Raw genomic sequence first — 20,224 nt, forward strand, 5'->3', positions numbered from 1 at the left:
CGAGGTTCAGATCGTCACACCCTCGCCTCAAAAGCTCCAATGCTTGCGAGCCGGGCCAACACAGCCTAATTTTATCAGGACAATGGGTTCAGTCCGGGCTAGGTATAGACATCAGATGACGCCGTTTCAGCGCACGACCCCCAGCTTAAGCGATCTTGATGATCGCTCGCGCCATATCTTTCGCGCCGTGGTGGAGGCTTATCTCTCCAGCGGGGATCCTGTGGGCTCGCGCACCTTGTCTAAAATGCAAGGGCTTAGTCTTTCCCCGGCCTCTATCCGCAACACCCTTTCGGATCTGGCGGCGGCCGGACTATTGACCGCGCCCCATGCCTCGGCTGGGCGCCTGCCCACCCATGCGGGCCTGCGCCTGTTTGTTGATGGCCTGTTACAAATTGGCGAATTGAGCGATAGCGAGCGACGCACCATTGATGGCCAGGTTGCCGGACAGGGTAAGCGCGTCGATGATATTTTGGGTGAGGTGTCTGCAGCTCTGGCCGGGCTTGCCGGCGGTGCGGGACTGGTCGCCAGCCCCAAACGCGATAACGCGCTACGCCATATTGAGTTCGTACCCATCTCGCCCCATGAAATTCTCGCTGTTCTGGTGTTTACCGATGGCACCATCGAAAACCGTTTGATGACCCCGCCCATGGGGCTTCCCGCCTCCGCTCTTGTTGAAGCGGGTAATTTCCTGTCCGCTCAACTGGTCGGGCGCACGATTAGTGAAGCGGTTGGCGATATTTCTCAGCAATTGCAAAAAGAACGCGCTCAGCTCGATGATGCCGCCACGCATCTGATTGAGCTGGGCCTTGCTGATTGGGCGGGATCAGAAAGCCAGACTTTGATCGTACGCGGCCAAGCCAAGCTCTTGGATAATGTCCAGGCCGCGGAAGATTTAGAGCGTATCCGCCTCCTCTTCGAAGATATCGAGCGCAAACAAGATCTGCTGGCCCTGTTGGAAAAGGCGCAAGATGGGCGCGGCGTGCGATTGTTTATCGGTTCGGAAAATCCCTTATTCTCGCTTTCGGGTTCCAGCGTGATTGTCGCACCCTACCGCGATAAAAATAACAAGATTTTGGGGGCCTTAGGCGTGATTGGGCCGACGCGGCTGAATTATGCCCGGGTCATTCCGCTGGTTGATTATACCGCCCAGGCGGTTAGTCGACTGCTCAGCCCGCATTGACAGCGCGCAAAGATTGCCCACTTCACTGATCACTTCCCTTTTAAGACCACAATCAAGAGATGGCCTTTACGTATGACTGCTGAAACACCCAAGACCCCGACGCCTGACACCGAAGCGGAACTGAGCCCTGAGACGAATGCTCAGACCGAAACCCGCGACAGCGAGGCCGATGCGAGCGAGGCGGATGAAGCGCAAGTCAGCTCAGAAACATCGCCTGAAAAGTCTGTCGAGCAATTGAGCGCCGAGCTGGATGATCTACGTGATCGCCTGCTGCGCGCCGTGGCCGAAGGCGAGAACACCAAAAAACGTGCAGCCCGCGACGTTAAAGACGCGCGCGAATATGCCGTTACCGGTTTTGCCCGCGATATGTTGGACATTGCCGACAATCTGTCGCGCGCCATTGCCTCGGTCGATCAAGAGACCCGTGAAAACGGCTCTGAGGCCATGAAAAACCTGATCGAAGGCGTGGAAATGACCGAGCGCCGTCTGATCACCACGTTAGAGCGTCACGGCGTGAAAAAAGTTGAGCCGCAAATCGGTGATGCGCTGGACCCTAATATTCACCAGGCTGCCGCCCAAGTGCCCTCTGACCAACCGGTCGGCAAAATCGCCCATGTGATGCAGCCCGGCTATGTCATTGCCAGCCGCACCTTGCGCGCGGCGATGGTCGTGGTCTCCTCTGGCCCGCTCGCGTCCAATGGCAGCGAAAGCGCCAATGTCGATGTCGAAGCCTAAGGCGGATCAATATCCATAAAAAAGCCCCGCTCAACTGAGCGGGGCTTTTTTGTTTAAGCCGCTATAAACTTAATAGCGGGGCGCGCGAGTGCGAAGTTCGCCGCCCTGCCAATAGGTGTCACCGGTTTGGCGATCAATATAGTAATATCGCCCAGCCTGCGAATCATACAACATATCAGACTGTTGGCCGTTATTGTGTTGAGCGCCGCGGTTTTGCCCGCCTGGGCCACCGCACCCGCCGCCTTCACGGCAATTGCCATAAGCAGCCCCGGCGATACCGCCGATCAAACCACCGACCAAAGCACCATCACCAGCATCACCACTGCCGGTGTTATTGCCAATGACAGCACCGGCCAAAGCGCCTACGGCTGCGCCTGTGGCTGCGCCGCCCATTGTGCTATCGGTCGCACACCCGGCCAGGGTCAGGCCAGAGGCGATAACAAGTAATCCAAGCATACGCATGAGGGGTCTCTCCCAAAAAGAATGTCCCGAAACCATTCGCCTACTCTCTCACACCAAAGCTGAGCCGAGCCTGAATGAATTCAGACCAGATTTGGACTAACTTTGTGGCCAAAATAGTGCTCATACAGTCTTGGATAGGGATTTATTGATGCACCCGGCGCAAGGTGAGGTTGATCCGGCCCGGCCTGAAGCTTTCCGGCAACAGGCTGGACGTACCGGGCAGGATTTTATCAACCCCATGGTAAAAACGCCGCGAAGCCCCGCCCAAGATCACCACATCGCCAGAATGCAAGGTGAGGCGCTGGGTCGGGCCTTTTCGGCTTGGCCCCCCTAAACGAAAATACGCGCTATCGCCCAGCGAGACAGAGAGGACCGGGGCGTAGGTCGCGCTTTCATCTGCATCAATATGAAGGCCCAGCCGAGCCTTCTCATCATAATGATTGATCAGGCACGCTTCGGGCAGGTCTGGCCAATCGCTTTGCGCGCGCCATAAGTCCAGCAAAACCTCGGGAATGGGGGGCCAGGGCTGTCCGGTTTCAGGATGCGTCGCGCCATAGCGATAGCCCGCCTTTTCACTGATCCAGCCCAAAGCGCCGCAATTGGACATCTTCACCGATAAAGCCCGGCCCGAGCGCGGCATAACGGGTTGATAAATTGGGGCGGTTTTCAAAATCGTCATAATACTGGCCACGAGGGCCTCTTGCGCGGGGCGATCAAAATATCCCGATAGGAGACGAAACCCATCAGGGGTGGAAAACGAAGCGCTCATCGCGCTTTAGCCTTTAACATTCGTCCCATAAATCATCTCGCTTTGTCATGGATCTGTGCTAGACGACAACGCTTAGGGTGGGATCTGGTCGACATCATAACCTGGCACACACAGCCAGGAACGGAGGGGAATATGTTTGAAAACTGGGTCATTCACGCCTTAAGTGTTCTTGCGCTTATCTTTATTTTCGTCGTGGGTGCAATCGCGTTTCTTGCGGTCGTTTTGTTTATTCTCGACAGTAATCAGCGCCATGATGCGGTCCGGCGCAATTATCCCGTCATTGGGCGCTTTCGCGATCTTTTCATCAAGCTGGGTGAGTTTTTCCGCCAATATTTCTTCGCCCTCGATCGTGAAGAAATGCCCTTCAACCGAGCCGAGCGCGAATGGGTGTACCGCGCCGCATCAGGCCGGGGCAATACCATCCCCTTCGGCTCCACCAAGATTTTGACCCAGCCAGGCACCTCGCTGTTCGTCAATACCCCCTTCCCCATCCAGGAAGAGGACCGCGAACCCTCCCCGCCCATTCTCTTTGGTCCCTATTGCGCAACACCTTATCACGCGCCCTCCTTCTTCAACATTTCTGGAATGAGTTATGGTGCCCTCTCCAAACCCGCCATTCGCGCTTTGTCCATGGGCGCGGCCAAGGCCGGGGTCTGGCTCAATACCGGCGAGGGTGGGCTCAGCCCCATGCATCTGGAAGGCGGATGCGATATCGTCTTTCAGATCGGCACCGCCAAATATGGCGTGCGCAATGAGGCGGGCCTGTTAGACGACGATAAACTCAAAGCGTTAAGTGAAAATCCCCATGTGCGCATGTTTGAGGTCAAGCTCAGCCAGGGTGCCAAACCGGGTAAGGGCGGGATCCTGCCCGCCGCGAAAGTTACACGTGAGATTGCCGATATCCGCGGCATTCCCAAGGGTGAGGCGTCTATTTCACCCAATCGTCATCCAGAGATTTATGACGTCAAAACCTTGCTCGACTTTATTGAACGCGTGCGCGCAATCACCGGCAAGCCCACCGGCTTTAAATGTGTGCTGGGCAGTTATGGCTGGCTGGAAGAATTATGTCAGGCCATTCAGGCGCGCGGTATTGAAAGCGCCCCTGATTTCATCACGCTGGATTCCGGTGATGGCGGCACCGGGGCCGCGCCCATGCCTTTGATGGACAATGTCGGGCTTTTGATCCGCGAAAGCTTACCGCTGCTGATTGATATTCTTACCCGCTATGGTCTGAAATCGCGCATTCGCGTCATTGCCGCAGGTAAGCTGATCACGCCTTCAGGGGTGGCCTGGGCGCTAGCGGTGGGCGCGGATACCGTCCAAAGCGCGCGCGGCTTCATGTTCTCATTGGGCTGTATTCAGTCCATGAAATGCCATAAGAACACCTGCCCCACCGGGGTGGCGACCCATAATAAGCGCCTGCAACGCGGGCTTGCGCCCCGGCAAAAGGCCGAAACAGTCGCCCATTATGCGCGCAATATCATTCATGATGTCGAGACCATCGCCCATTCGTGCGGCGTACCCCATCCGCGCCGCCTGTCACGCCAGCATGTGCGGATCGTACAAGACCCGCAACACTCCATCGCGATGAGTGATATGACCCGCCCGGCGGAGTGAAGGGTTCACCCTCACGAAAATACAACTTGAAATTTATCGCCATATCATAGATCTTCGCCTTAGGGGTGCACTCTTTGATATGGAGTGTATTATGACTGATATTGTGCAGCTCTCGGCTCATGGCTCGGGAGAGACTGATTCCTATCCAGTTTTGAAAAAATGGACCTATGCCTTCTTCTGTCAGGAAGGCGAAGTGCTCGACTGGGATCTTTCGGTAGAGGTCTATAACCTCTTGGCCAAAAAAGACTTCGACGCCGTCAATAAATTGGTCGTCGATACCGCCAAGGGTTCAAACGGCGATACGGTCAAGAACTATAAGCTGTGGGATCTCAAAGACCCAAATTATGCCAGTGGCCTCGTTCTTCCTGGTCACACCACGGCCTATTATGAATTCCCCTCAGGCACCAGCGAGAAAAACCCCATTGAAATGTCTCACTTCCTGGCCAATGCCATCGATGAGAACAAGCTGAGCTTTGATCGCGAAGCCGTCATCTATGTCAATGCATGCCGTAGCTAAATCTTAGCTGTCTCAATAGCGCCATAACCGTCTTTTCATCATAAAGGACAGGGATGATACCCCGTGAACCCATATAGCTTTGAAATCTGTGCTGCGGGTAGTTGCCAACGCTCTACCTTCAATAATCCAGCTGATGAAGTGTGGACGTTCACGCCCTATAAGTCGTGGCGCTATTGTTTTTTTGAGGCCCCATGCACATTGGTTCGAAAATCTTTGTCCCTCAGCATTCATCAGGCTTTCGTGGATGATAAGATCGAAGTCTTAACCCCCCTGATTAAGAAAACACTTAAATATCCCGATCTCGTTCCTCTATATTGGCTATGGACTTTAAACAGTGATGAACAGATTAGCGGTCTATTCATTCCTGGCGAAATTGAACCTATTGTCAGTTTAGGCTATGTCCCCAAATCACAACCCTATAACTTACCACAGGTGACCGCCATGGCTCTGGCAGCGCTGAAAATTCCTCGACCCGAAGATGTCGAGGTTACGGTCTATATGAATATTCGCGCCAGTGATCGGCCATCATAAACTCGACCTATAACTTGCAAAACACCAGTAATATTCAATCTCACAAGAACTGCGAATACACGGTTAAATTCCCACACTCCCCTTGCGGATGTTCGGAACTCTCCCTAAATCGCCAGCTAACGCGCGTTGTTCAAAAACACCCGCGACCTGTTAGCCGGATCTCAGTGATCCAATGATGAACCCCGGCCTTTGACCAAGGCCACCACCATTTGACGATGGGGGGAGGGAGATAAAAGCGAGTGAATGCGCTTCGGGCTTCACCCTTTTCCGCCCCGCCTGTGAAGGAGTTTGATTTTTATGAGCAAAGTAATCGGTATTGACTTAGGGACCACCAATTCATGTGTTGCAATCATGGACGGCGACGCCGCAAAAGTGATTGAGAACTCAGAAGGTTTGCGCACAACACCCTCTGTTGTTGCTTTTACCGAAGATGGTGAGCGTTTGATCGGTCAACCTGCAAAGCGCCAAGCCGTCACCAACCCTACGCAGACCTTCTTTGCGATCAAGCGCCTGATCGGTCGTACGATTAATGATCCGACCGTGACCAAAGACAAGGACATGGTGCCTTACGATATTGTCCCCTCTGACAATAACGATGCCTGGGTTCAAGGCCGCGATAAAAAATACGCACCGTCTGAAATCTCAGCCTTTATCCTGCAAAAGATGAAGGAAACGGCGGAAAACTTCCTGGGTGAAAAGGTCGAAAAAGCTGTCATCACGGTTCCCGCTTACTTCAACGATGCCCAGCGCCAAGCCACCAAAGACGCTGGTAAAATCGCGGGCCTGGAAGTGTTGCGCATCATCAACGAGCCCACTGCCGCTGCGCTCGCCTATGGCCTGGATAAAAAAGAAGGCAAAACCATCGCCGTTTATGACCTCGGCGGGGGGACTTTCGATGTGTCCATCCTGGAAATCGGTGATGGCGTTTTCGAAGTAAAAGCCACCAATGGCGATACCTTCCTGGGCGGTGAAGACTTCGACATGCGCATTGTGGATTATCTGGCAGACGAGTTCAAAAAAGAGAACTCCATCGATCTGCGCAAAGATAAATTGGCGCTGCAACGTCTGAAAGAAGAAGCGGAAAAGGCCAAAAAAGAGCTGTCTTCTGCGAGCTCTTACGAAGTGAACCTGCCCTTCATCACCGCCGATGCGACCGGTCCAAAACACCTCAATATCAAGCTCTCTCGGGCGAAATTGGAAGCGCTGGTCGAAGATCTGATCAAGCGCACCATTGAGCCGTGTAAGGCCGCGCTGAAAGATGCGGGCCTGTCAGCCTCTGACATTGATGATGTGGTTCTGGTCGGCGGCATGACCCGCATGCCAAAGGTTCAAGAGGCTGTTAAAGGCTTCTTCGGCAAGGACGCTCATAAGGGTGTGAACCCCGATGAAGTCGTTGCCATGGGCGCGGCCATTCAGGCCGGTGTCCTGCAAGGCGATGTTAAAGACGTGCTTCTTTTGGATGTGACGCCCTTGTCTTTGGGGATCGAAACCCTGGGCGGTGTCTTCACCCGCATGATTGATCGTAACACCACGATCCCGACCAAAAAGTCTCAAGTGTATTCAACCGCTGAAGACAATCAGCAGGCTGTAACCATCCGCGTTTTCCAAGGCGAGCGCGATATGGCCGCTGACAACAAATTGCTGGGCCAGTTTGATCTGATGGGTATCGCCCCCGCACCGCGCGGCATGCCGCAAATCGAAGTCACCTTCGATATTGATGCCAATGGTATCGTCAACGTGTCTGCGAAAGACCAGGCCACGGGCAAAGAACATGCAATTCGCATTCAGGCCTCGGGTGGTTTGTCTGACAGCGATATCGAAAAAATGGTTAAAGACGCTGAGGCCAATGCCGAAGCTGATAAGAAACGCCGTGAGCTGGTCGAAGCCCGCAATAATGCTGATGCTCTGGTCCACCAAACCGAAAAGCAAGTCGAAGAGTTTGGCGACAAAGTCTCTGACGCCGACAAAACCGCCATCGAAAGTGCAATCGCTGAATTGAAAGCCGTTAAAGACGGTGAAGACCTTGAAGCGATCCAGCAGAAAACCCAAGCCTTGATGCAGGCCACCATGAAAATTGGTGAAGCCATGTATGCGCAGCAACAAGGTGCGCAGGCCGAAGCCGATGCGGCCGCGGATGCGGCCAAAGACGGTGATGATGTGGTGGACGCTGAGTTCACCGAAGTCAGTGATGATGACGAGAAGAAGTCTGCCTAAGGGCTGACCTCTGTCGATGAAAGGATGGGGGCGGCGTTCGGTATGGACCCGCCCCGCCTTTTTGATGTGGAACCCAATCCCTAACCCGGCCGCCTGGCCGCTATTAGGGTGAACACATTTGGATACCCCATTCCATGGCAAAACGCGATTTCTATGAAATCCTGGGCGTCAGCCGCGATGTGGATGAGAAAACATTGAAGTCCGCTTATCGCAAGCTGGCCATGCAATATCACCCCGACCGCAATCCTGATAATGGCGAAGCCGAAGCCAAGTTTAAAGAAATCGGCGAGGCCTATGCGATCCTTTCTGATCCGGATAAGCGCGCCGCCTATGACCGTATGGGCCATGCCGCCTTTGAAGGGGGTATGGGCGCGCGCGGCCCCGGTGGCTTCCATGGGGCCGGTGGGGCCGCAGATTTTGCCGACATTTTCGAGCAAGTCTTTGGCGATGCCTTTGGCATGGGCGGGGGCGGGGGCGGGGGCGGTCGTCGACGCTCAAACGGCCCGGCGCGCGGGTCTGATCTTCGCTATGATATGGAAATCACGCTGGAAGAGTGCTTCAACGGCAAGGATGCCGTTTTGAAAGTGCCCTCTACCGAGACCTGCGATACCTGTCATGGCAATGGCGCAGAACCCGGCACCGATGTCACGACCTGTAATACCTGTCAGGGGGCAGGGCGTATTCGCCGCTCTCAAGGCTTCTTCCAGATGGAACAAACCTGTCCGACCTGCGGCGGACGCGGCTCCTATGTCGAGCATCCGTGCAAAGCCTGTGATGGGGTGGGCCGGGTGCGCAAGACGCGCGAATTGAAAGTTCAAATCCCAGCCGGTGTCGAAGATGGCATGCGTATCCGCCTGGCCGGTGAAGGTGAAGCGGGTGTGCGCGGGGGTCCACGCGGCGATCTTTATATTTTCGTCTCCGTCAAACCGCATGAGATTTTTGAGCGCGACGGCCCCAATCTTTACTGCCGCGCAACGGTACCCATGGTGAAAGCTGCGCTGGGCGGGGTGATCGAAGTGCCCACCATTGAAGGCGGGCGCGCCGAGATGACCATCCCGGAAAGCTCACAAACCGGGCGGCGTATGCGGTTACGCTCCAAGGGCATGACGAAGCTGAAAGCCGGCGGCGCGCGCGGGGATATGTATGTGGAGCTGTTCGTAGAAACGCCCTGCAATCTGTCTGAGCGTCAAAAAGAACTTCTCAAAGAATTCTGTGACCTCTCCGGCAATGGCTGTAACCCGGCATCTGACGGTTTCTTCAAGAAAGCCAAGCGCTTTTGGAATGACATCACGGGCGAGGAAGGCGAAAGCCACCCGCATTAGGCCCTTGATCTTCACCGCGATGCCCCCTTTCATAGCGCTCTGAACAGTGAAAGGGGGCCATCATGGGCCGGGAGCCTTTAAAGATTGCCATTGTTGGGATTGCCGGTCGTTTGGGCCGTTCGATCCTACATACCGCTGCCGCGCGCGATGATATTGACATCGTCGGCGCGATGGTCAGCCATGATTCCCCTTTTAAAGACGCTGATATCGGCCTGATTGACAAAGAGGACCCCATGGGGGTTACGGCCTGTGTCAGCCTGGAAGAAGCCTGCGCGACCGCAGATATTGTCATCGACACCTCTGTGCCCAAGGTGACAGCCGCCATCGCCCCGCGTCTGGCTGACTTTGGCCGTCCTATCGCTTTGGTCACCGGGGTCACCGGCCTCTCCAAGGACGAACACAGTGCCGTCATCGCCGCCGCCCAGCATATTCCCGTTTTGCAAGCGCGTAATTTCTCGCTGGGCCTAACAGTCGTCGAAGCCGCTTTAAAACAGCTCGCCGCCAGCTTAAGCGCCAAGACCTGGGATGCAGAGATTATTGAAGCTCACCATAAGCGCAAAACCGACAGCCCGTCCGGCACAGCCCTGTTGCTGGGCGAGGCCATCGCGAGGGCGCGCGGTCACAAACATAGCGAGGTCGCCGTTTTTGATCGTCCACGCCAGGGCGAGGCGCGTGAAGAAGGCAGTATCGGCTATAGCGCGGTGCGCGGCGGCGGCATCATTGGGGAGCATACCGTGCGCTTTTTAAGTGAACTAGAAGAGGTGGAATTGCGCCATGTAGCGCGCGATCGCGCCATCTTCGCCCATGGTGCGCTGGATGGGGCCAAATGGCTCGCCACCCAGCCCGCCGGGCATTATTCCATGACCGATATGGCCAAAACGCTTTGAGGCTTACCAGCTGCCGGTGTTTTCCATGCTGACCCAGGGCTCTGCCGGGGCCAAGGCTTCGCCGGCTTGTAGCAACTCCACTGAAATACCATCCGGCGAACGCACAAAGGCCATACGGCCATCGCGTGGTGGGCGATTGATGACATAGCCCATCGCCTGTAAATGCGCACAGATCTGGTAGATATCCTCAACCCGGTAGGCGAGATGACCAAAATTACGCCCGCCTTCATAGGGTTCAGGATCCCAATTATAGGTCAGCTCCACGCAAGGCACCCCATCCGGCACCAGGCCTTCTTCGATAGTCACGCCTTCACGGTTCGCATCTTCAGGGGTTGCCAGAAAAACCAGGGTAAATCGGCCCTGTTCATACTCTGAACGGCGCACTTGTATGAGGCCCAAGCCCTCACAATAAAAGCGCAGTGAAGCGTCCAGATCGCTAACCCGAACCATGGTGTGCAAATAGCGCATTTTGATGTCCCTTAAAGCTGTTCCACGTAGCGTTCTCTATAAGCCAGCTTGGCGTCGATTCCGAGCCCCTTAGCGTAACATCCTGGAACATATGGCGTTAAGCAAGTTTTCAAAAGCGATATTACACCGGTTTAATTTCATGCTATAGGTGATTTGCAACGTCTTATTCACGGGGTGATTTATCATGACAATGCGTATCCCTGCCCTCGCCGGCGCACTCGCGCTTGGCGTTTCTGCTTTGGCCCTGGCTGCTGTTGAAGAACACAATGCTAGCGTCGATCTCGCGCTACACTCAATCCATGCTGTGACCCCTGAAGGGTCCATGGATCCTGCCCATGATGGCCAGTGTGAAGAGCGCTATCATGCCATGTTGGGTGAGGCGGTTCACACCACCTATTCCATCAATCCAGACACATCGATCATGAGTGCGGAAGTGACCTTCGAAGAAGAGCATGCTGAATTGCATCCGCTCGGCATCGAGGGCACCTATTCCTTTATGTCAGATGGTGTTCCCCATGGTTGGGAAGAGCATGGTATTTTCCAAGCCATGTTCGAAATCGACACCCATTACGAGCATGCACAATCTAACTTTTTGGCTCACCTAAATGATGAAGCCAATTGCGTCCTGTCCTCTCAGGACGATGATCATCACTAAGATCATCTGACACTTCTAAGAGTTCAGGCCGGTGAGCGTCAGGCTCATCGGCCTGTTCATTCTTAGGCTCAGCATCACGCGCCGCGCGTTTTTCTTTGATGATAGCATGCGCACGTTGGGCCCATTTGGGTCGGCGACGCCATGCATGATCCTCTGGGATCGGTTCACCGCGCGCACGGGCAAAAGCATGCGCCCAAGGCTCAGGCGCGCGGCTGTGATGGAGACGCGCGAAAGCCGCCCCAACACCGGCCCAGACCCCGGCAATGGCAAAGAAAATCGAGAACATGAAAACATAGCCGCCCCGTCCAGCCCAGTCATGACGCCCCGTGGCTTGCCAAATCTGTTCATAGCCTGCGGGGATCAACACCAAAGCCAGCGGGCTGATTAAAACGGCCGTGGTCAAAGTTGCCGCCACATACAAGGCCCAGCGCGGTGTATGGCAATCGACATAAAGCTGCACAAAATGCGCTTCATCCACAGTCGCAATCGTATGAGGTTTGACCACACGGCGATCGGCGTATTCATCAAGGGCTTCTTGGCGAACGCGCGTGCACACATAGAACCACCACGCAATCAAAAGCGCGCTTAAACCAAGGGCCGCATAGGCGAAATAGACGATATTAGACTGGATCATAGATCCGCTTTTAGCCCATCAAAACCAGGCTGGCGAGCCTATTGACCTGCAAGAGGATTAAAATCTGCACGCCGGGCGCGCGCGAGTACACTTTGAAGCGCTTGGCCCAGATCTTCACGTTCTTGGGGCGAGAGATGGGTGCCTACAATCAAATGCTTACCCTGCTGGCTCAGGCAGATTTGCACATCACTTTGCCCCTTGCCGCGCACACTCAACTGACACCAGCCCGTCGGCATACGATATTGGGTGAAGTGCCCAGACGGCCAGAACCGCGAGACCCGGATCTCTGCGCGTGTCACTTCGATTTTTTCCAATTGACGGCCATCGCGATAGCTCAGCTTAAACGCCAACCAGACCAGCGCGATATCCAGGCCGAAAAAGCCGATCACCGGCCAGGCCCCGATCAGCCAGAAGGCGAGACCTGCCGTAAAGCTCATCGCGACCAAAGTCGCCATTACCACGATGAAGCCCAGACTGGGAAGGGAGCGATGCGGGCGCACCTCGCCATCAAACAGCAAAGGATCTGCAAGCGGAGCCAAAGGCTCGGCTTCACGGGGCCAGCTTTCATAAAAACGACGCTCCATCATAGAGCTATGATAGAAAAATCACGGCAAAAATCCAGCGCCGAGGCAAAATGTGATGAGCGCGCGATGAACGCAAAGGCCTTTCTAAAGTCGCAATCATTCTCTACATAGAGCCCTATGAGCACACAATTTTTTATCACCGCTGTCGCCGCCTTGCTTCAGGCCACCAGTGTGGAGCCTGACAGCCAGAGCGTTTCTGAAACCCTGGCCACCACGCAGTCTGTTGAAACGCACGCGGCGGCCCAAACCTTGGATGATTTGCCCGAACCCCAAGAGATTCGCCAGGCCCAGACCCTCACCCAGGATGTTGAGGCGCTGGCCCATCGTGCCCAAAGCTATCTTGAGAGCGTAACGACGCTGAAAGCACGCTTTAGCCAGACCGGCCCCAATGGTCAGGCCATGCCCGGCGAGATTTATATCGCACGGCCCGGACGGATCCGCTTTGCCTATGATGAACCCAGCCCGCTGCTGATCGTGGCCGATGGCACAACAGTGGCAATTGCTGATCGTGAGCTCGATACCGTTGATCGCGCGCCCATCGGCTCAACCCCGCTACGCTGGTTGCTCGCCGAGGAGACCAATCTGTGGGAACGCGGCGCAGTCGTGACCGCAGAATATCATGAAAACCAGCTTTATATCACGCTGGAAGATCCGGAAGGCGAAACCGAAGGGCGCATCACCTTTGCCTTTGATGATCCCAACCCCCAGGGCCCGGCCAGCGCCATGACCCTGACCGAATGGTATGCGGTCGATGCCGTGGGCGGTCTGACCCAGATGCATTTGAGTGAAATTGTTCGCGGTGAGCGTTTAGATCCGCGCCTGTTTATCTTGGATGATGATCAGGGTGATGATCGCCGCCGCGGACGTCGGCGTTAATATCAACCAAGGCCAGATCCCAGGATCTGGCCCTTTTTTTATTCTGGTTTTGCCCGCTCACCAAAGAGCGCAGAGCCCACCCGCACCGATGTCGCGCCCAGTTTCGCCGCGACATCATAATCCCCGCTCATCCCCATGGAGAGCTTTTCGACACCGCACGCCTTAGCCAATTTGGCCAGCAAGGCAAAATGCAAGCTAGCCGGTTCTTCCACCGGGGGGATGCACATCAAACCTTCGATGGTCAAACCATACTCAGTGCGCATCTTCGCCACAAAGGCTTCAACCTCATCAACGCCCAGACCGGCCTTTTGCGCTTCATCACCGGTATTGACCTGCACATAGAGCCGCGGGCTGCGCCCGGTCTCATCCATCGCTTTTTTGAGCGCGCCAGCCAGCTTTTCCCGGTCTAAAGTCTCAATCACATCAAACAAAGCCACCGCATCTTTGGCTTTATTGGTCTGGAGTGGCCCGATCAGACGCAATTCCAAATCCGGATAAGCTTCGCGGCGCGCTGCCCAGCGCGTGAACGCCTCTTGCACCCGGTTTTCACCGAAAACCCGCTGACCGGCCGCTAAGGCTTCATCAATACGCACATCAGGTTGTTGCTTTGACACCGCAACCAGAGTGATATCGCGTTTGAGCGCATCAGGGCCTAAACTCTCATGCGCCTCTTCAAGACGCTTCAAGATCAAGGCGCGGTTTTCAATAAAGCTCGGGCTCATGGCAGGCTCTGCAAACGTGTGTGTGAGACAAAAGGCATGATGCGACACTCCATATCACGTCCACTGGTAAAGCAAGCGCTAGCACGCATGTTTTTCTTCACCGATCCCACGCGCGTGCCCGATCCCTTAAGCGTACTGGATCGCCTACCTGAGGGTAGCGGTGTAATCCTTCGCCATTTTGGTAAACCCGGCAATCGCTTAAACGCGAAAGCCCTGTGTGACAAAGTCCACCGCCGGGGCCTGCAATGCCTGATCGCCAATGATCCCACGCTGGCGCGCGATATCGGTGCAGATGGTGTCCATTGGCCTGAACGCCATTTGGCCCGTGCCAGGGCCTGGGCCCAATCCCATCCCCATTGGCTGCACACCGGGGCCGCCCATAGCTTAAAGGCCTTACAGCGCGCCCATTATGCCCGCCTGGATGGAGTGTTCTTATCACCCGTCTTTGCCAGTCAAAGCCCCAGCGCAACGCATATTTTAAGCGAGACAGATCGCCAGACCTGGCTGCGCCAAGCCCATCTTCACGTACTGGCCTTAGGCGGGGTAACCCCTGCGCGCGCGCAAGCGCTCAAAGCCGAAGGGTTCTACGGCTGGGGCGCGATCGAGGCCTGGCTTAACGATGATAGGAATAATGAGAGGTAAAAGGCGTTTAGAAGCGGAAGGCCGATTCAAATTTGATCTCAGGATCTTTGTTTTCCGTTTCAAGACCGAAAACATCGCCTTCAGGTGAGCTGAAGCGGAACTCACCGCCCACGGTGATACGCTCATTCAGATCAAAGAAGGCCCCGGCGGTCACATCGTCCGAGCCAAATTGTGGTCCGGCCTGACTTTGATCGAAGCCCAGGGTGAAGCCCCAGCGTTCCCCGGCAGAAAAATGAAATTGCGTCCCTTCATTCCCCCAGGCTGAGTTCAAGCCTTCGGACGGGGCAACGGTAAACTGCTTATACCACGGCAGAGACGAGGTAGACGGCGCGCTGTTAGTGGCCAAGTTTGCCGCATAAGCTTCGCTGTTCTGCGCAGACGTTGGTGCCGATTCAGCGTTCAATGCGGGACGATCATCCTCTTGAGAGGGGGTAATGCTGAGGCCAAACTGCTCCAACGGGGCAAGATTGATGCCCTCACCTTGCAGGTTAAACTCTGGCGCAGGTGCTGCGCTGTCAACAGGTTGCGCAACAGCCATCGCGGTACACACAAGTGTCCCGGCGGCCAATCCCGCAGATGTCCCAATGACCAGCTTACGCAACATCACACCACAACGGCAAGCGCCGTCCCTCCATATGAGCTTTATATATACGCACAGCCGAAGCTAAAGAAAACGTGTATAACCAGAAAAAGGCGAAGTTCGGACAAAAGCGTGTTAAAAACGCAACCCTGTTTCGAGAAAGATCTGGGTGGTTTCGCGCGTCAGATCCCCTTTAAGTGAATGCACCCCAAAATCATTCTGGGTATAGGCCACACCGGTGCCAATCAAAAATCCTCCGTCGAACCAACGCGATAAACCGATTTGCGCGCTTCTGGATGTCATGTCCCAGGCCGAATGATCGCTTTCAGCGAGCTCCAGCCCATAAAGCCAATCGCCCACACCATAGGTGAGGCTGGCCGTGTACGCATCATAGCGTCCTTGCATCAACCCATCATTGGTGCTGAGCCAAGCCACACCGAACGCCCAGGTCCCATGTTCAAGCACGCCCTGAGCGGAATAGATCCATGCATCTTGATAGAGTGCGCCGGTGTCCTCAATCTCGCCCCAGCTGGCACTGATCCCTGCCGACAGGCGAAGATCTTGCGGGCGCAAGGTATAATCAAAGCTAAGCGCCAGATCATAGACCGCATCCAGATCGACATCGCGCGTACAGATTTGCGGCCCGCATTGATCGCCATCCGGGGTATAGGCCCCGCTAAAGCGGAAACCAAAAATACGCTGGGTCTGGACGCTCACTTTCGGGGCAAAACCCGAAAGCGTGTTTCGGGTGGTAACCCCGGCCAGCCCAGACGGGTCAATCAAGCCCTGATCGGCGCGCATCAAGCGGAAAACGCCCGGCATCGCCTCTAACTCCAAGCGCGCTGCGCCTTCGCCCGGACCGACGCGCACTTCGCCATAGGGTGTTTTGAGATAGGCTTGCGCGATAGACAGCTGAGCCTCAGCGCCGCCTTCATCGCGCGCCTTACCCGAAAAATACCCTGAGATCAGTCCTGAACGCGCCGCGCCGGCCTCATCGAGAAACAGACGCGATCCGCGCCGACCATTATCGCGTTGGGCCTCAACCCCCAGACGTGTGCCCCAACGCCAGCCTTTTTCAGTTATGGCTTCTGCAATTAAGCGCACCTGCGCATCAAAATAAGGTGTGTCCTGGTGAACATAGCCCGAATGGCTCGCCAGTAAGACATCCGCCTCACCTTCAAGGGTAAGATCAAACGGGCCGAGCGATGCGCTATCTTGGGCAAAGGTCGGTGTGCAAACCACAGCACTCACCAGTGCGCCCGCACAACAGGCTAATTTTAATGATGTTTTTGAGAAGACAGAGCCAGCCACGAGCGGCGCGCATCTATTGGAATACTCAACAATATCGCGCGTCATGTTATCGCTCGCGGCTGCACTCTACAGCCCCATACCCCCGGACTACATACTTTGAAGCCTTGTTTACTGGGGTTGGTCAAGCCTTTGCCCCCTCCTAATGCAACAATCCTCACAGACTTGTTGCCTGAAGGCCACAAATCTGCCCTAGTGATTGACTGGATTCTACAGCGGTTAGCCCTCTTCCGCATGCCCAACACCATGGTATAGAGGGGGTAATGGCTTCGCCGAGCCTTAGGTGAAGTGATAACATTCTTTCAGTCAGGAGCACTGACATGACGTTTGAACGCGCAACTCGCTTAATCGGCCTTAGCCTGGCCTGTGCTGGCCTGCTGGCTGCATGCTCTTCTAAACCCAAAGATGAAGGGCGCCCGTCCTTCTTCCCAAGCTTTGGCGGCTCTAACGCTTCGTCCAGCGAACCCGCCGAAGCCGGCATCGGGGTTAACAGCTATCTGTGGCGTGCCAGCTTGGATACCCTGTCTTTCATGCCTTTGTCTGAGGTTGATCCCTTCGGCGGCGTGATCATCACCGATTGGTATGCCAATCCAGAACAGCCTCAAGAGCGCTTCAAGGCAACGGTTTATATCCTTGATACCCGTCTTCGCGCTGATGCCCTGTCGGCTCAGGTCTTCAAACAGACCCGCGACGCCCAAGGCAATTGGGTGGATTCTGCGATCGACCAAGCCACACGCATCCAAATTGAAAACGCAATTTTGACCCGTGCGCGTCAATTGCGTATTCAAAACATCAACTAATAGACCAACTTGACGCTTTAGACGTGAAGGGGCCTTTCTTTGTTAGCAAAGAGGCCCTCTTCGCGTTAGGGCGGTAAAAAAAGACAAAGATATGAGCCGCTATAATCCGAACGAAGCCGAGCCCAAATGGCAAGCTGCCTGGGCCTCTCAGCAGAGCTTTAAAGCTGGGACCCGCCCTGATCAGCCCAAATATTATGTCCTGGAGATGTTTCCTTATCCCTCCGGGCGCATCCATGTGGGCCATTCGCGCAATTATACCATGGGTGATGTGGTCGCCCGCTATAAACGCGCCCAAGGCTTTGACGTGCTTCATCCCATGGGCTGGGATGCATTCGGTTTGCCGGCGGAAAATGCTGCGCGTGATCGCAAGATCAATCCGCGCGAATGGACGTATGACAATATCGCGGTGATGCGTGCCCAGCTGCAACGCCTGGGCCTGGCGCTCGATTGGGAGCGTGAGATTGCAACCTGTGATCCCGAATATTACAAGCACCAACAAGCCATCTTCTTGAAATTCTTCGAGAAGGGCCTGGTCTATCGCAAAAAAGCCAAGGTCAATTGGGACCCTGTTGATCATACGGTTTTGGCCAATGAACAGGTGATTGATGGCAAGGGCTGGCGCTCGGGTGCGCCGGTTGTTCAGCGTGAGTTGGACCAATGGTTCTTCAAAATCACCGAATATGCTGATGACCTAACCGATGGTTTGGAAAATCTCGAGCGCTGGCCCGACAAAGTCCGCTTAATGCAGAAAAACTGGATTGGGCGTTCGCGCGGGGCTCATATCCGCTTTGAGTTTGCCAATGGCGAAGACTTGCTGGGCCATGGTTATGAAGCCGAGTTTGGCTCGAATATCGAGGTCTTTACCACGCGTCCGGATACGATTTTCGGCGCAAGCTTCCTGGCCCTCGCGCCCGATCACCCTTTGACCAAGCAATTGGCCAAAGAAGACCCGGCGATTGATGAGTTTATCGCCCTGTGCCAACGCCTGGGCACCAGTGAAGAAGCCATCGAGAAAGCGCCAAAGCGCGGCATTGATCTGGGTCTTCGCGTCAAACACCCCTTTGATCCCAATTGGGAATTACCGGTCTATGCGGCCAATTTCGTGCTGTCGACCTATGGCACCGGTGCCATTTTCGGAAGCCCCGCCGGTGATCAGCGCGATTTGGATTTCGCGCGTAAATATGATCTGCCTGTGAAGCCCGTCGTACTGCCCGCCGGGCAAGACCCTGCCCAATATCGTTTGGGCGAAGAGGCTTATACCGGCCCGGGTAAAATCTTTAATTCCGCCAGCTGGCTCAATGGCCTGGATACACTCACAGCCATCGAAGAAGTCATCAAACGCCTGGAAAAATCAGGCCAAGGCCAAGGCGCGACGACCTTCCGCCTGCGCGATTGGTTGGTCTCGCGCCAGCGCTATTGGGGCTGTCCGATCCCGATTGTGCGCTGCGATAGCTGTGGCCCCGTACCCGTGCCAACCGAGCAATTGCCCGTCAAACTGCCCGATGATGTCAGCTTTGATCGTCCGGGAAATCCACTCGATCACCATCCGACCTGGAAAGAGACGACCTGTCCCAAATGTGGTGCTGCGGCCCAGCGTGAAACCGATACGCTTGATACTTTTGTCTGCTCATCCTGGTATTTCCTGCGCTTTACCGATGCCCAAAACACCGATCAGCCCTTTGATAACGCGACCGCATCGCGCTGGATGCCGGTGGATCAATATGTGGGCGGGGTTGAGCATGCGATCTTGCACCTTCTCTATGCGCGCTTCTTCACCCGTGGGCTTCGCGATTGCGGCTTGATTGATCTGCCTTCAGGGGAGCCTTTCGCCGGGCTCTTCACTCAAGGCATGGTCACCCATGAGACCTTCCGCGCCGAAGATGGTCGCTGGCTGGCCCCTGAAGAAGTTGAAGAGCGCGATGGTCGCCTGGTCGAAGCCACGTCTGGTATCCGCGTGGAAAAAGGCCCCTTGGAGAAAATGTCCAAGTCGAAGAAAAATGTCGTCGATTTGGAGCGCTTTATCGCGGATTATGGCGCAGATGCCGCGCGTTGGTTCGTATTATCCGATAGCCCGCCCGAGCGTGATGTCGAATATACTGAATCTGGTGTCGAGGGCGTTTGGCGCTTTATCCAACGCCTTTGGGCCACGATTGATGGCCTGCCTGAAGGGGCACCAAAGCCCTTCAGCCCGGTCAGTGCGCTATCCGATGCCAATGCAATTGAACTGCGCAAAGCCGCGCATAAGGCTGTTCAGGACATCACCGATCATATTGAAAACTTCCGCTTTAATGCGGCCGTAGCGCGCGTGCATGACTTCGCCAACGCCCTTCGCAAGGCGGGCAATGACGCCGGCAGCCAAGACCTGTTAGCTGCACGGGTCGAGGCCAGCACGATTATGGTTCAGCTTATTGCGCCCTTCATGCCGCATCTGGCCGAAGAGTGCTGGAGCCGTCTGGGCGGGGAAGGTTTGATTTATGATCAGGCCTGGCCGAAGGCGGATCCCAGCCTGTTGGTGGAAGACAGCGTCATCATGCCGATCCAGCTTAACGGCAAACGCCGCAGCGAGATGAATGTGGCTAAAGACGCCTCTAAGGACGAATTAGAACGCTTGGCCTTGGATGATCCATCGGTTAAACGCGCTTTAGAAGGCCTCACCCTTCGTAAAGTGATTGTGGTCCCCGGCCGCATCGTTAATATCGTCGCCAATTAGACAAAGCTTGA

21 protein-coding genes are annotated in these 20,224 nt (G+C 55.3%); 13 read left to right on the top strand and 8 right to left on the bottom strand.

Going from position 1 to position 20,224, the window contains the following annotated elements:
* Positions 1 to 115: 115 nt before the first annotated feature.
* Both hrcA and grpE read left to right on the top strand, forming a co-directional pair.
* A complete protein-coding gene (gene hrcA / locus H151_RS0104325; protein WP_019960414.1) occupies positions 116 to 1,180 on the top strand; it encodes a heat-inducible transcriptional repressor HrcA in 1,065 nt (354 codons plus the stop codon).
* Between the two features lie 72 nt (positions 1,181 to 1,252).
* Positions 1,253 to 1,915, top strand: a complete 663-nt coding sequence (gene grpE / locus H151_RS0104330; protein WP_019960415.1) for a nucleotide exchange factor GrpE — start codon at positions 1,253 to 1,255, stop codon at positions 1,913 to 1,915.
* Between the two features lie 69 nt (positions 1,916 to 1,984).
* Here grpE and H151_RS0104335 read toward each other — a convergent pair whose 3' ends face one another.
* A complete protein-coding gene (locus tag H151_RS0104335; RefSeq protein WP_019960416.1) occupies positions 1,985 to 2,377 on the bottom strand; it encodes a glycine zipper domain-containing protein in 393 nt (130 codons plus the stop codon).
* Positions 2,378 to 2,519: 142 nt separating this feature from the next.
* Positions 2,520 to 3,146, bottom strand: coding sequence for an alpha-ketoglutarate-dependent dioxygenase AlkB (locus H151_RS0104340; RefSeq protein WP_019960417.1), 627 nt, complete (start codon positions 3,144 to 3,146; stop codon positions 2,520 to 2,522).
* A gap of 132 nt (positions 3,147 to 3,278) precedes the next feature.
* Here H151_RS0104340 and H151_RS0104345 point away from each other — a divergent pair, with 132 nt between their 5' ends.
* The 6 genes from H151_RS0104345 to dapB all read left to right on the top strand — a co-directional run bounded on the left by H151_RS0104345 (position 3,279) and on the right by dapB (position 10,234).
* The gene (locus H151_RS0104345) at positions 3,279 to 4,763 is read left to right on the top strand and encodes an FMN-binding glutamate synthase family protein (protein ID WP_019960418.1); all 1,485 of its coding nucleotides are present in this window, start codon (positions 3,279 to 3,281) and stop codon (positions 4,761 to 4,763) included.
* Between the two features lie 91 nt (positions 4,764 to 4,854).
* Positions 4,855 to 5,280 carry a putative adhesin gene (locus H151_RS0104350; RefSeq protein WP_019960419.1) on the top strand — a complete coding sequence of 142 codons (426 nt, stop codon included), beginning with the start codon at positions 4,855 to 4,857 and terminating at the stop codon, positions 5,278 to 5,280.
* 63 nt (positions 5,281 to 5,343) lie between these two features.
* Positions 5,344 to 5,811 carry a hypothetical protein gene (locus H151_RS0104355; RefSeq protein WP_019960420.1) on the top strand — a complete coding sequence of 156 codons (468 nt, stop codon included), beginning with the start codon at positions 5,344 to 5,346 and terminating at the stop codon, positions 5,809 to 5,811.
* A 297-nt stretch (positions 5,812 to 6,108) separates the two neighbouring features.
* Positions 6,109 to 8,025, top strand: coding sequence for a molecular chaperone DnaK (dnaK, locus tag H151_RS0104360; protein ID WP_019960421.1), 1,917 nt, complete (start codon positions 6,109 to 6,111; stop codon positions 8,023 to 8,025).
* 134 nt (positions 8,026 to 8,159) lie between these two features.
* Positions 8,160 to 9,347, top strand: coding sequence for a molecular chaperone DnaJ (dnaJ, locus tag H151_RS0104365; RefSeq protein WP_019960422.1), 1,188 nt, complete (start codon positions 8,160 to 8,162; stop codon positions 9,345 to 9,347).
* A 62-nt stretch (positions 9,348 to 9,409) separates the two neighbouring features.
* Positions 9,410 to 10,234, top strand: a complete 825-nt coding sequence (dapB, locus tag H151_RS0104370; RefSeq protein ID WP_019960423.1) for a 4-hydroxy-tetrahydrodipicolinate reductase — start codon at positions 9,410 to 9,412, stop codon at positions 10,232 to 10,234.
* A 3-nt stretch (positions 10,235 to 10,237) separates the two neighbouring features.
* On the opposite strand, the gene H151_RS0104375 is transcribed toward dapB, so the two are convergent.
* Entirely contained in the window at positions 10,238 to 10,702 is a 465-nt protein-coding gene (locus tag H151_RS0104375) for a VOC family protein (RefSeq protein WP_019960424.1), read from the bottom strand.
* Positions 10,703 to 10,886: 184 nt separating this feature from the next.
* Here H151_RS0104375 and H151_RS17495 point away from each other — a divergent pair, with 184 nt between their 5' ends.
* Positions 10,887 to 11,357, top strand: coding sequence for a hypothetical protein (locus H151_RS17495; protein WP_156823357.1), 471 nt, complete (start codon positions 10,887 to 10,889; stop codon positions 11,355 to 11,357).
* On the opposite strand, the gene H151_RS0104385 is transcribed toward H151_RS17495, so the two are convergent.
* Both H151_RS0104385 and H151_RS0104390 read right to left on the bottom strand, forming a co-directional pair.
* Complete coding sequence (locus H151_RS0104385) at positions 11,287 to 11,991, bottom strand: hypothetical protein (RefSeq protein WP_019960426.1); 705 nt, start codon at positions 11,989 to 11,991, stop codon at positions 11,287 to 11,289. The two genes, H151_RS17495 and H151_RS0104385, sit on opposite strands and share 71 nt — an antisense overlap.
* Before the next feature lie 38 nt (positions 11,992 to 12,029).
* On the bottom strand, positions 12,030 to 12,578 hold the full coding sequence (locus tag H151_RS0104390) for a DUF2244 domain-containing protein (protein WP_156823358.1): 549 nt from the start codon (positions 12,576 to 12,578) through the stop codon (positions 12,030 to 12,032).
* 114 nt (positions 12,579 to 12,692) lie between these two features.
* Here H151_RS0104390 and H151_RS15435 point away from each other — a divergent pair, with 114 nt between their 5' ends.
* On the top strand, positions 12,693 to 13,451 hold the full coding sequence (locus tag H151_RS15435; protein WP_019960428.1) for a LolA family protein: 759 nt from the start codon (positions 12,693 to 12,695) through the stop codon (positions 13,449 to 13,451).
* 38 nt (positions 13,452 to 13,489) lie between these two features.
* Here the strand turns inward: H151_RS15435 and H151_RS0104400 are convergent, their stop codons facing one another.
* On the bottom strand, positions 13,490 to 14,173 hold the full coding sequence (locus H151_RS0104400; protein WP_019960429.1) for a YggS family pyridoxal phosphate-dependent enzyme: 684 nt from the start codon (positions 14,171 to 14,173) through the stop codon (positions 13,490 to 13,492).
* Positions 14,174 to 14,260: 87 nt separating this feature from the next.
* Between H151_RS0104400 and H151_RS15440 the strand changes: the two genes are divergently transcribed.
* Positions 14,261 to 14,815, top strand: a complete 555-nt coding sequence (locus H151_RS15440) for a thiamine phosphate synthase (RefSeq protein ID WP_019960430.1) — start codon at positions 14,261 to 14,263, stop codon at positions 14,813 to 14,815.
* A gap of 7 nt (positions 14,816 to 14,822) precedes the next feature.
* Here H151_RS15440 and H151_RS0104410 read toward each other — a convergent pair whose 3' ends face one another.
* Positions 14,823 to 15,419: an NtrZ family periplasmic regulatory protein gene (locus tag H151_RS0104410; RefSeq protein ID WP_019960431.1), complete on the bottom strand. Its 597-nt coding sequence runs from the start codon at positions 15,417 to 15,419 to the stop codon at positions 14,823 to 14,825.
* 111 nt (positions 15,420 to 15,530) lie between these two features.
* On the bottom strand, positions 15,531 to 16,646 hold the full coding sequence (locus H151_RS0104415; RefSeq protein WP_169336703.1) for a porin: 1,116 nt from the start codon (positions 16,644 to 16,646) through the stop codon (positions 15,531 to 15,533).
* A gap of 377 nt (positions 16,647 to 17,023) precedes the next feature.
* Here H151_RS0104415 and H151_RS0104420 point away from each other — a divergent pair, with 377 nt between their 5' ends.
* Together H151_RS0104420 and leuS are read left to right on the top strand one after the other, a co-directional pair.
* Positions 17,024 to 17,503, top strand: coding sequence for a DUF3576 domain-containing protein (locus H151_RS0104420; RefSeq protein WP_019960433.1), 480 nt, complete (start codon positions 17,024 to 17,026; stop codon positions 17,501 to 17,503).
* Positions 17,504 to 17,594: 91 nt separating this feature from the next.
* On the top strand, positions 17,595 to 20,213 hold the full coding sequence (leuS, locus tag H151_RS0104425; protein WP_019960434.1) for a leucine--tRNA ligase: 2,619 nt from the start codon (positions 17,595 to 17,597) through the stop codon (positions 20,211 to 20,213).
* Positions 20,214 to 20,224 lie beyond the last annotated feature (11 nt).

It is taken from the genome of Woodsholea maritima DSM 17123 (assembly GCF_000382325.1).
In the GTDB taxonomy this organism is placed as follows: Bacteria; Pseudomonadota; Alphaproteobacteria; order Caulobacterales; family Maricaulaceae; genus Woodsholea; species Woodsholea maritima.

Excerpts from the sequence above, each read along its gene's own strand:
- H151_RS0104385 (WP_019960426.1), bottom strand. The coding sequence starts at position 11,991 with ATGATCCAGTCTAATATCGTCTATTTCGCCTATGCGGCCCTTGGTTTA.
- H151_RS0104390 (WP_156823358.1), bottom strand. The coding sequence starts at position 12,578 with ATGATGGAGCGTCGTTTTTATGAAAGCTGGCCCCGTGAAGCCGAGCCT.
- grpE (WP_019960415.1), top strand. The coding sequence starts at position 1,253 with ATGACTGCTGAAACACCCAAGACCCCGACGCCTGACACCGAAGCGGAA.
- H151_RS0104340 (WP_019960417.1), bottom strand. The coding sequence starts at position 3,146 with ATGAGCGCTTCGTTTTCCACCCCTGATGGGTTTCGTCTCCTATCGGGA.
- H151_RS15435 (WP_019960428.1), top strand. The coding sequence starts at position 12,693 with ATGAGCACACAATTTTTTATCACCGCTGTCGCCGCCTTGCTTCAGGCC.
- H151_RS0104345 (WP_019960418.1), top strand. The coding sequence starts at position 3,279 with ATGTTTGAAAACTGGGTCATTCACGCCTTAAGTGTTCTTGCGCTTATC.
- H151_RS17495 (WP_156823357.1), top strand. The coding sequence starts at position 10,887 with ATGACAATGCGTATCCCTGCCCTCGCCGGCGCACTCGCGCTTGGCGTT.
- H151_RS0104410 (WP_019960431.1), bottom strand. The coding sequence starts at position 15,419 with ATGTTGCGTAAGCTGGTCATTGGGACATCTGCGGGATTGGCCGCCGGG.
- H151_RS15440 (WP_019960430.1), top strand. The coding sequence starts at position 14,261 with ATGTTTTTCTTCACCGATCCCACGCGCGTGCCCGATCCCTTAAGCGTA.
- H151_RS0104400 (WP_019960429.1), bottom strand. The coding sequence starts at position 14,173 with ATGAGCCCGAGCTTTATTGAAAACCGCGCCTTGATCTTGAAGCGTCTT.
- H151_RS0104420 (WP_019960433.1), top strand. The coding sequence starts at position 17,024 with ATGACGTTTGAACGCGCAACTCGCTTAATCGGCCTTAGCCTGGCCTGT.
- hrcA (WP_019960414.1), top strand. The coding sequence starts at position 116 with ATGACGCCGTTTCAGCGCACGACCCCCAGCTTAAGCGATCTTGATGAT.
- H151_RS0104375 (WP_019960424.1), bottom strand. The coding sequence starts at position 10,702 with ATGCGCTATTTGCACACCATGGTTCGGGTTAGCGATCTGGACGCTTCA.
- H151_RS0104335 (WP_019960416.1), bottom strand. The coding sequence starts at position 2,377 with ATGCGTATGCTTGGATTACTTGTTATCGCCTCTGGCCTGACCCTGGCC.
- leuS (WP_019960434.1), top strand. The coding sequence starts at position 17,595 with ATGAGCCGCTATAATCCGAACGAAGCCGAGCCCAAATGGCAAGCTGCC.
- dnaK (WP_019960421.1), top strand. The coding sequence starts at position 6,109 with ATGAGCAAAGTAATCGGTATTGACTTAGGGACCACCAATTCATGTGTT.
- H151_RS0104350 (WP_019960419.1), top strand. The coding sequence starts at position 4,855 with ATGACTGATATTGTGCAGCTCTCGGCTCATGGCTCGGGAGAGACTGAT.
- dnaJ (WP_019960422.1), top strand. The coding sequence starts at position 8,160 with ATGGCAAAACGCGATTTCTATGAAATCCTGGGCGTCAGCCGCGATGTG.
- dapB (WP_019960423.1), top strand. The coding sequence starts at position 9,410 with ATGGGCCGGGAGCCTTTAAAGATTGCCATTGTTGGGATTGCCGGTCGT.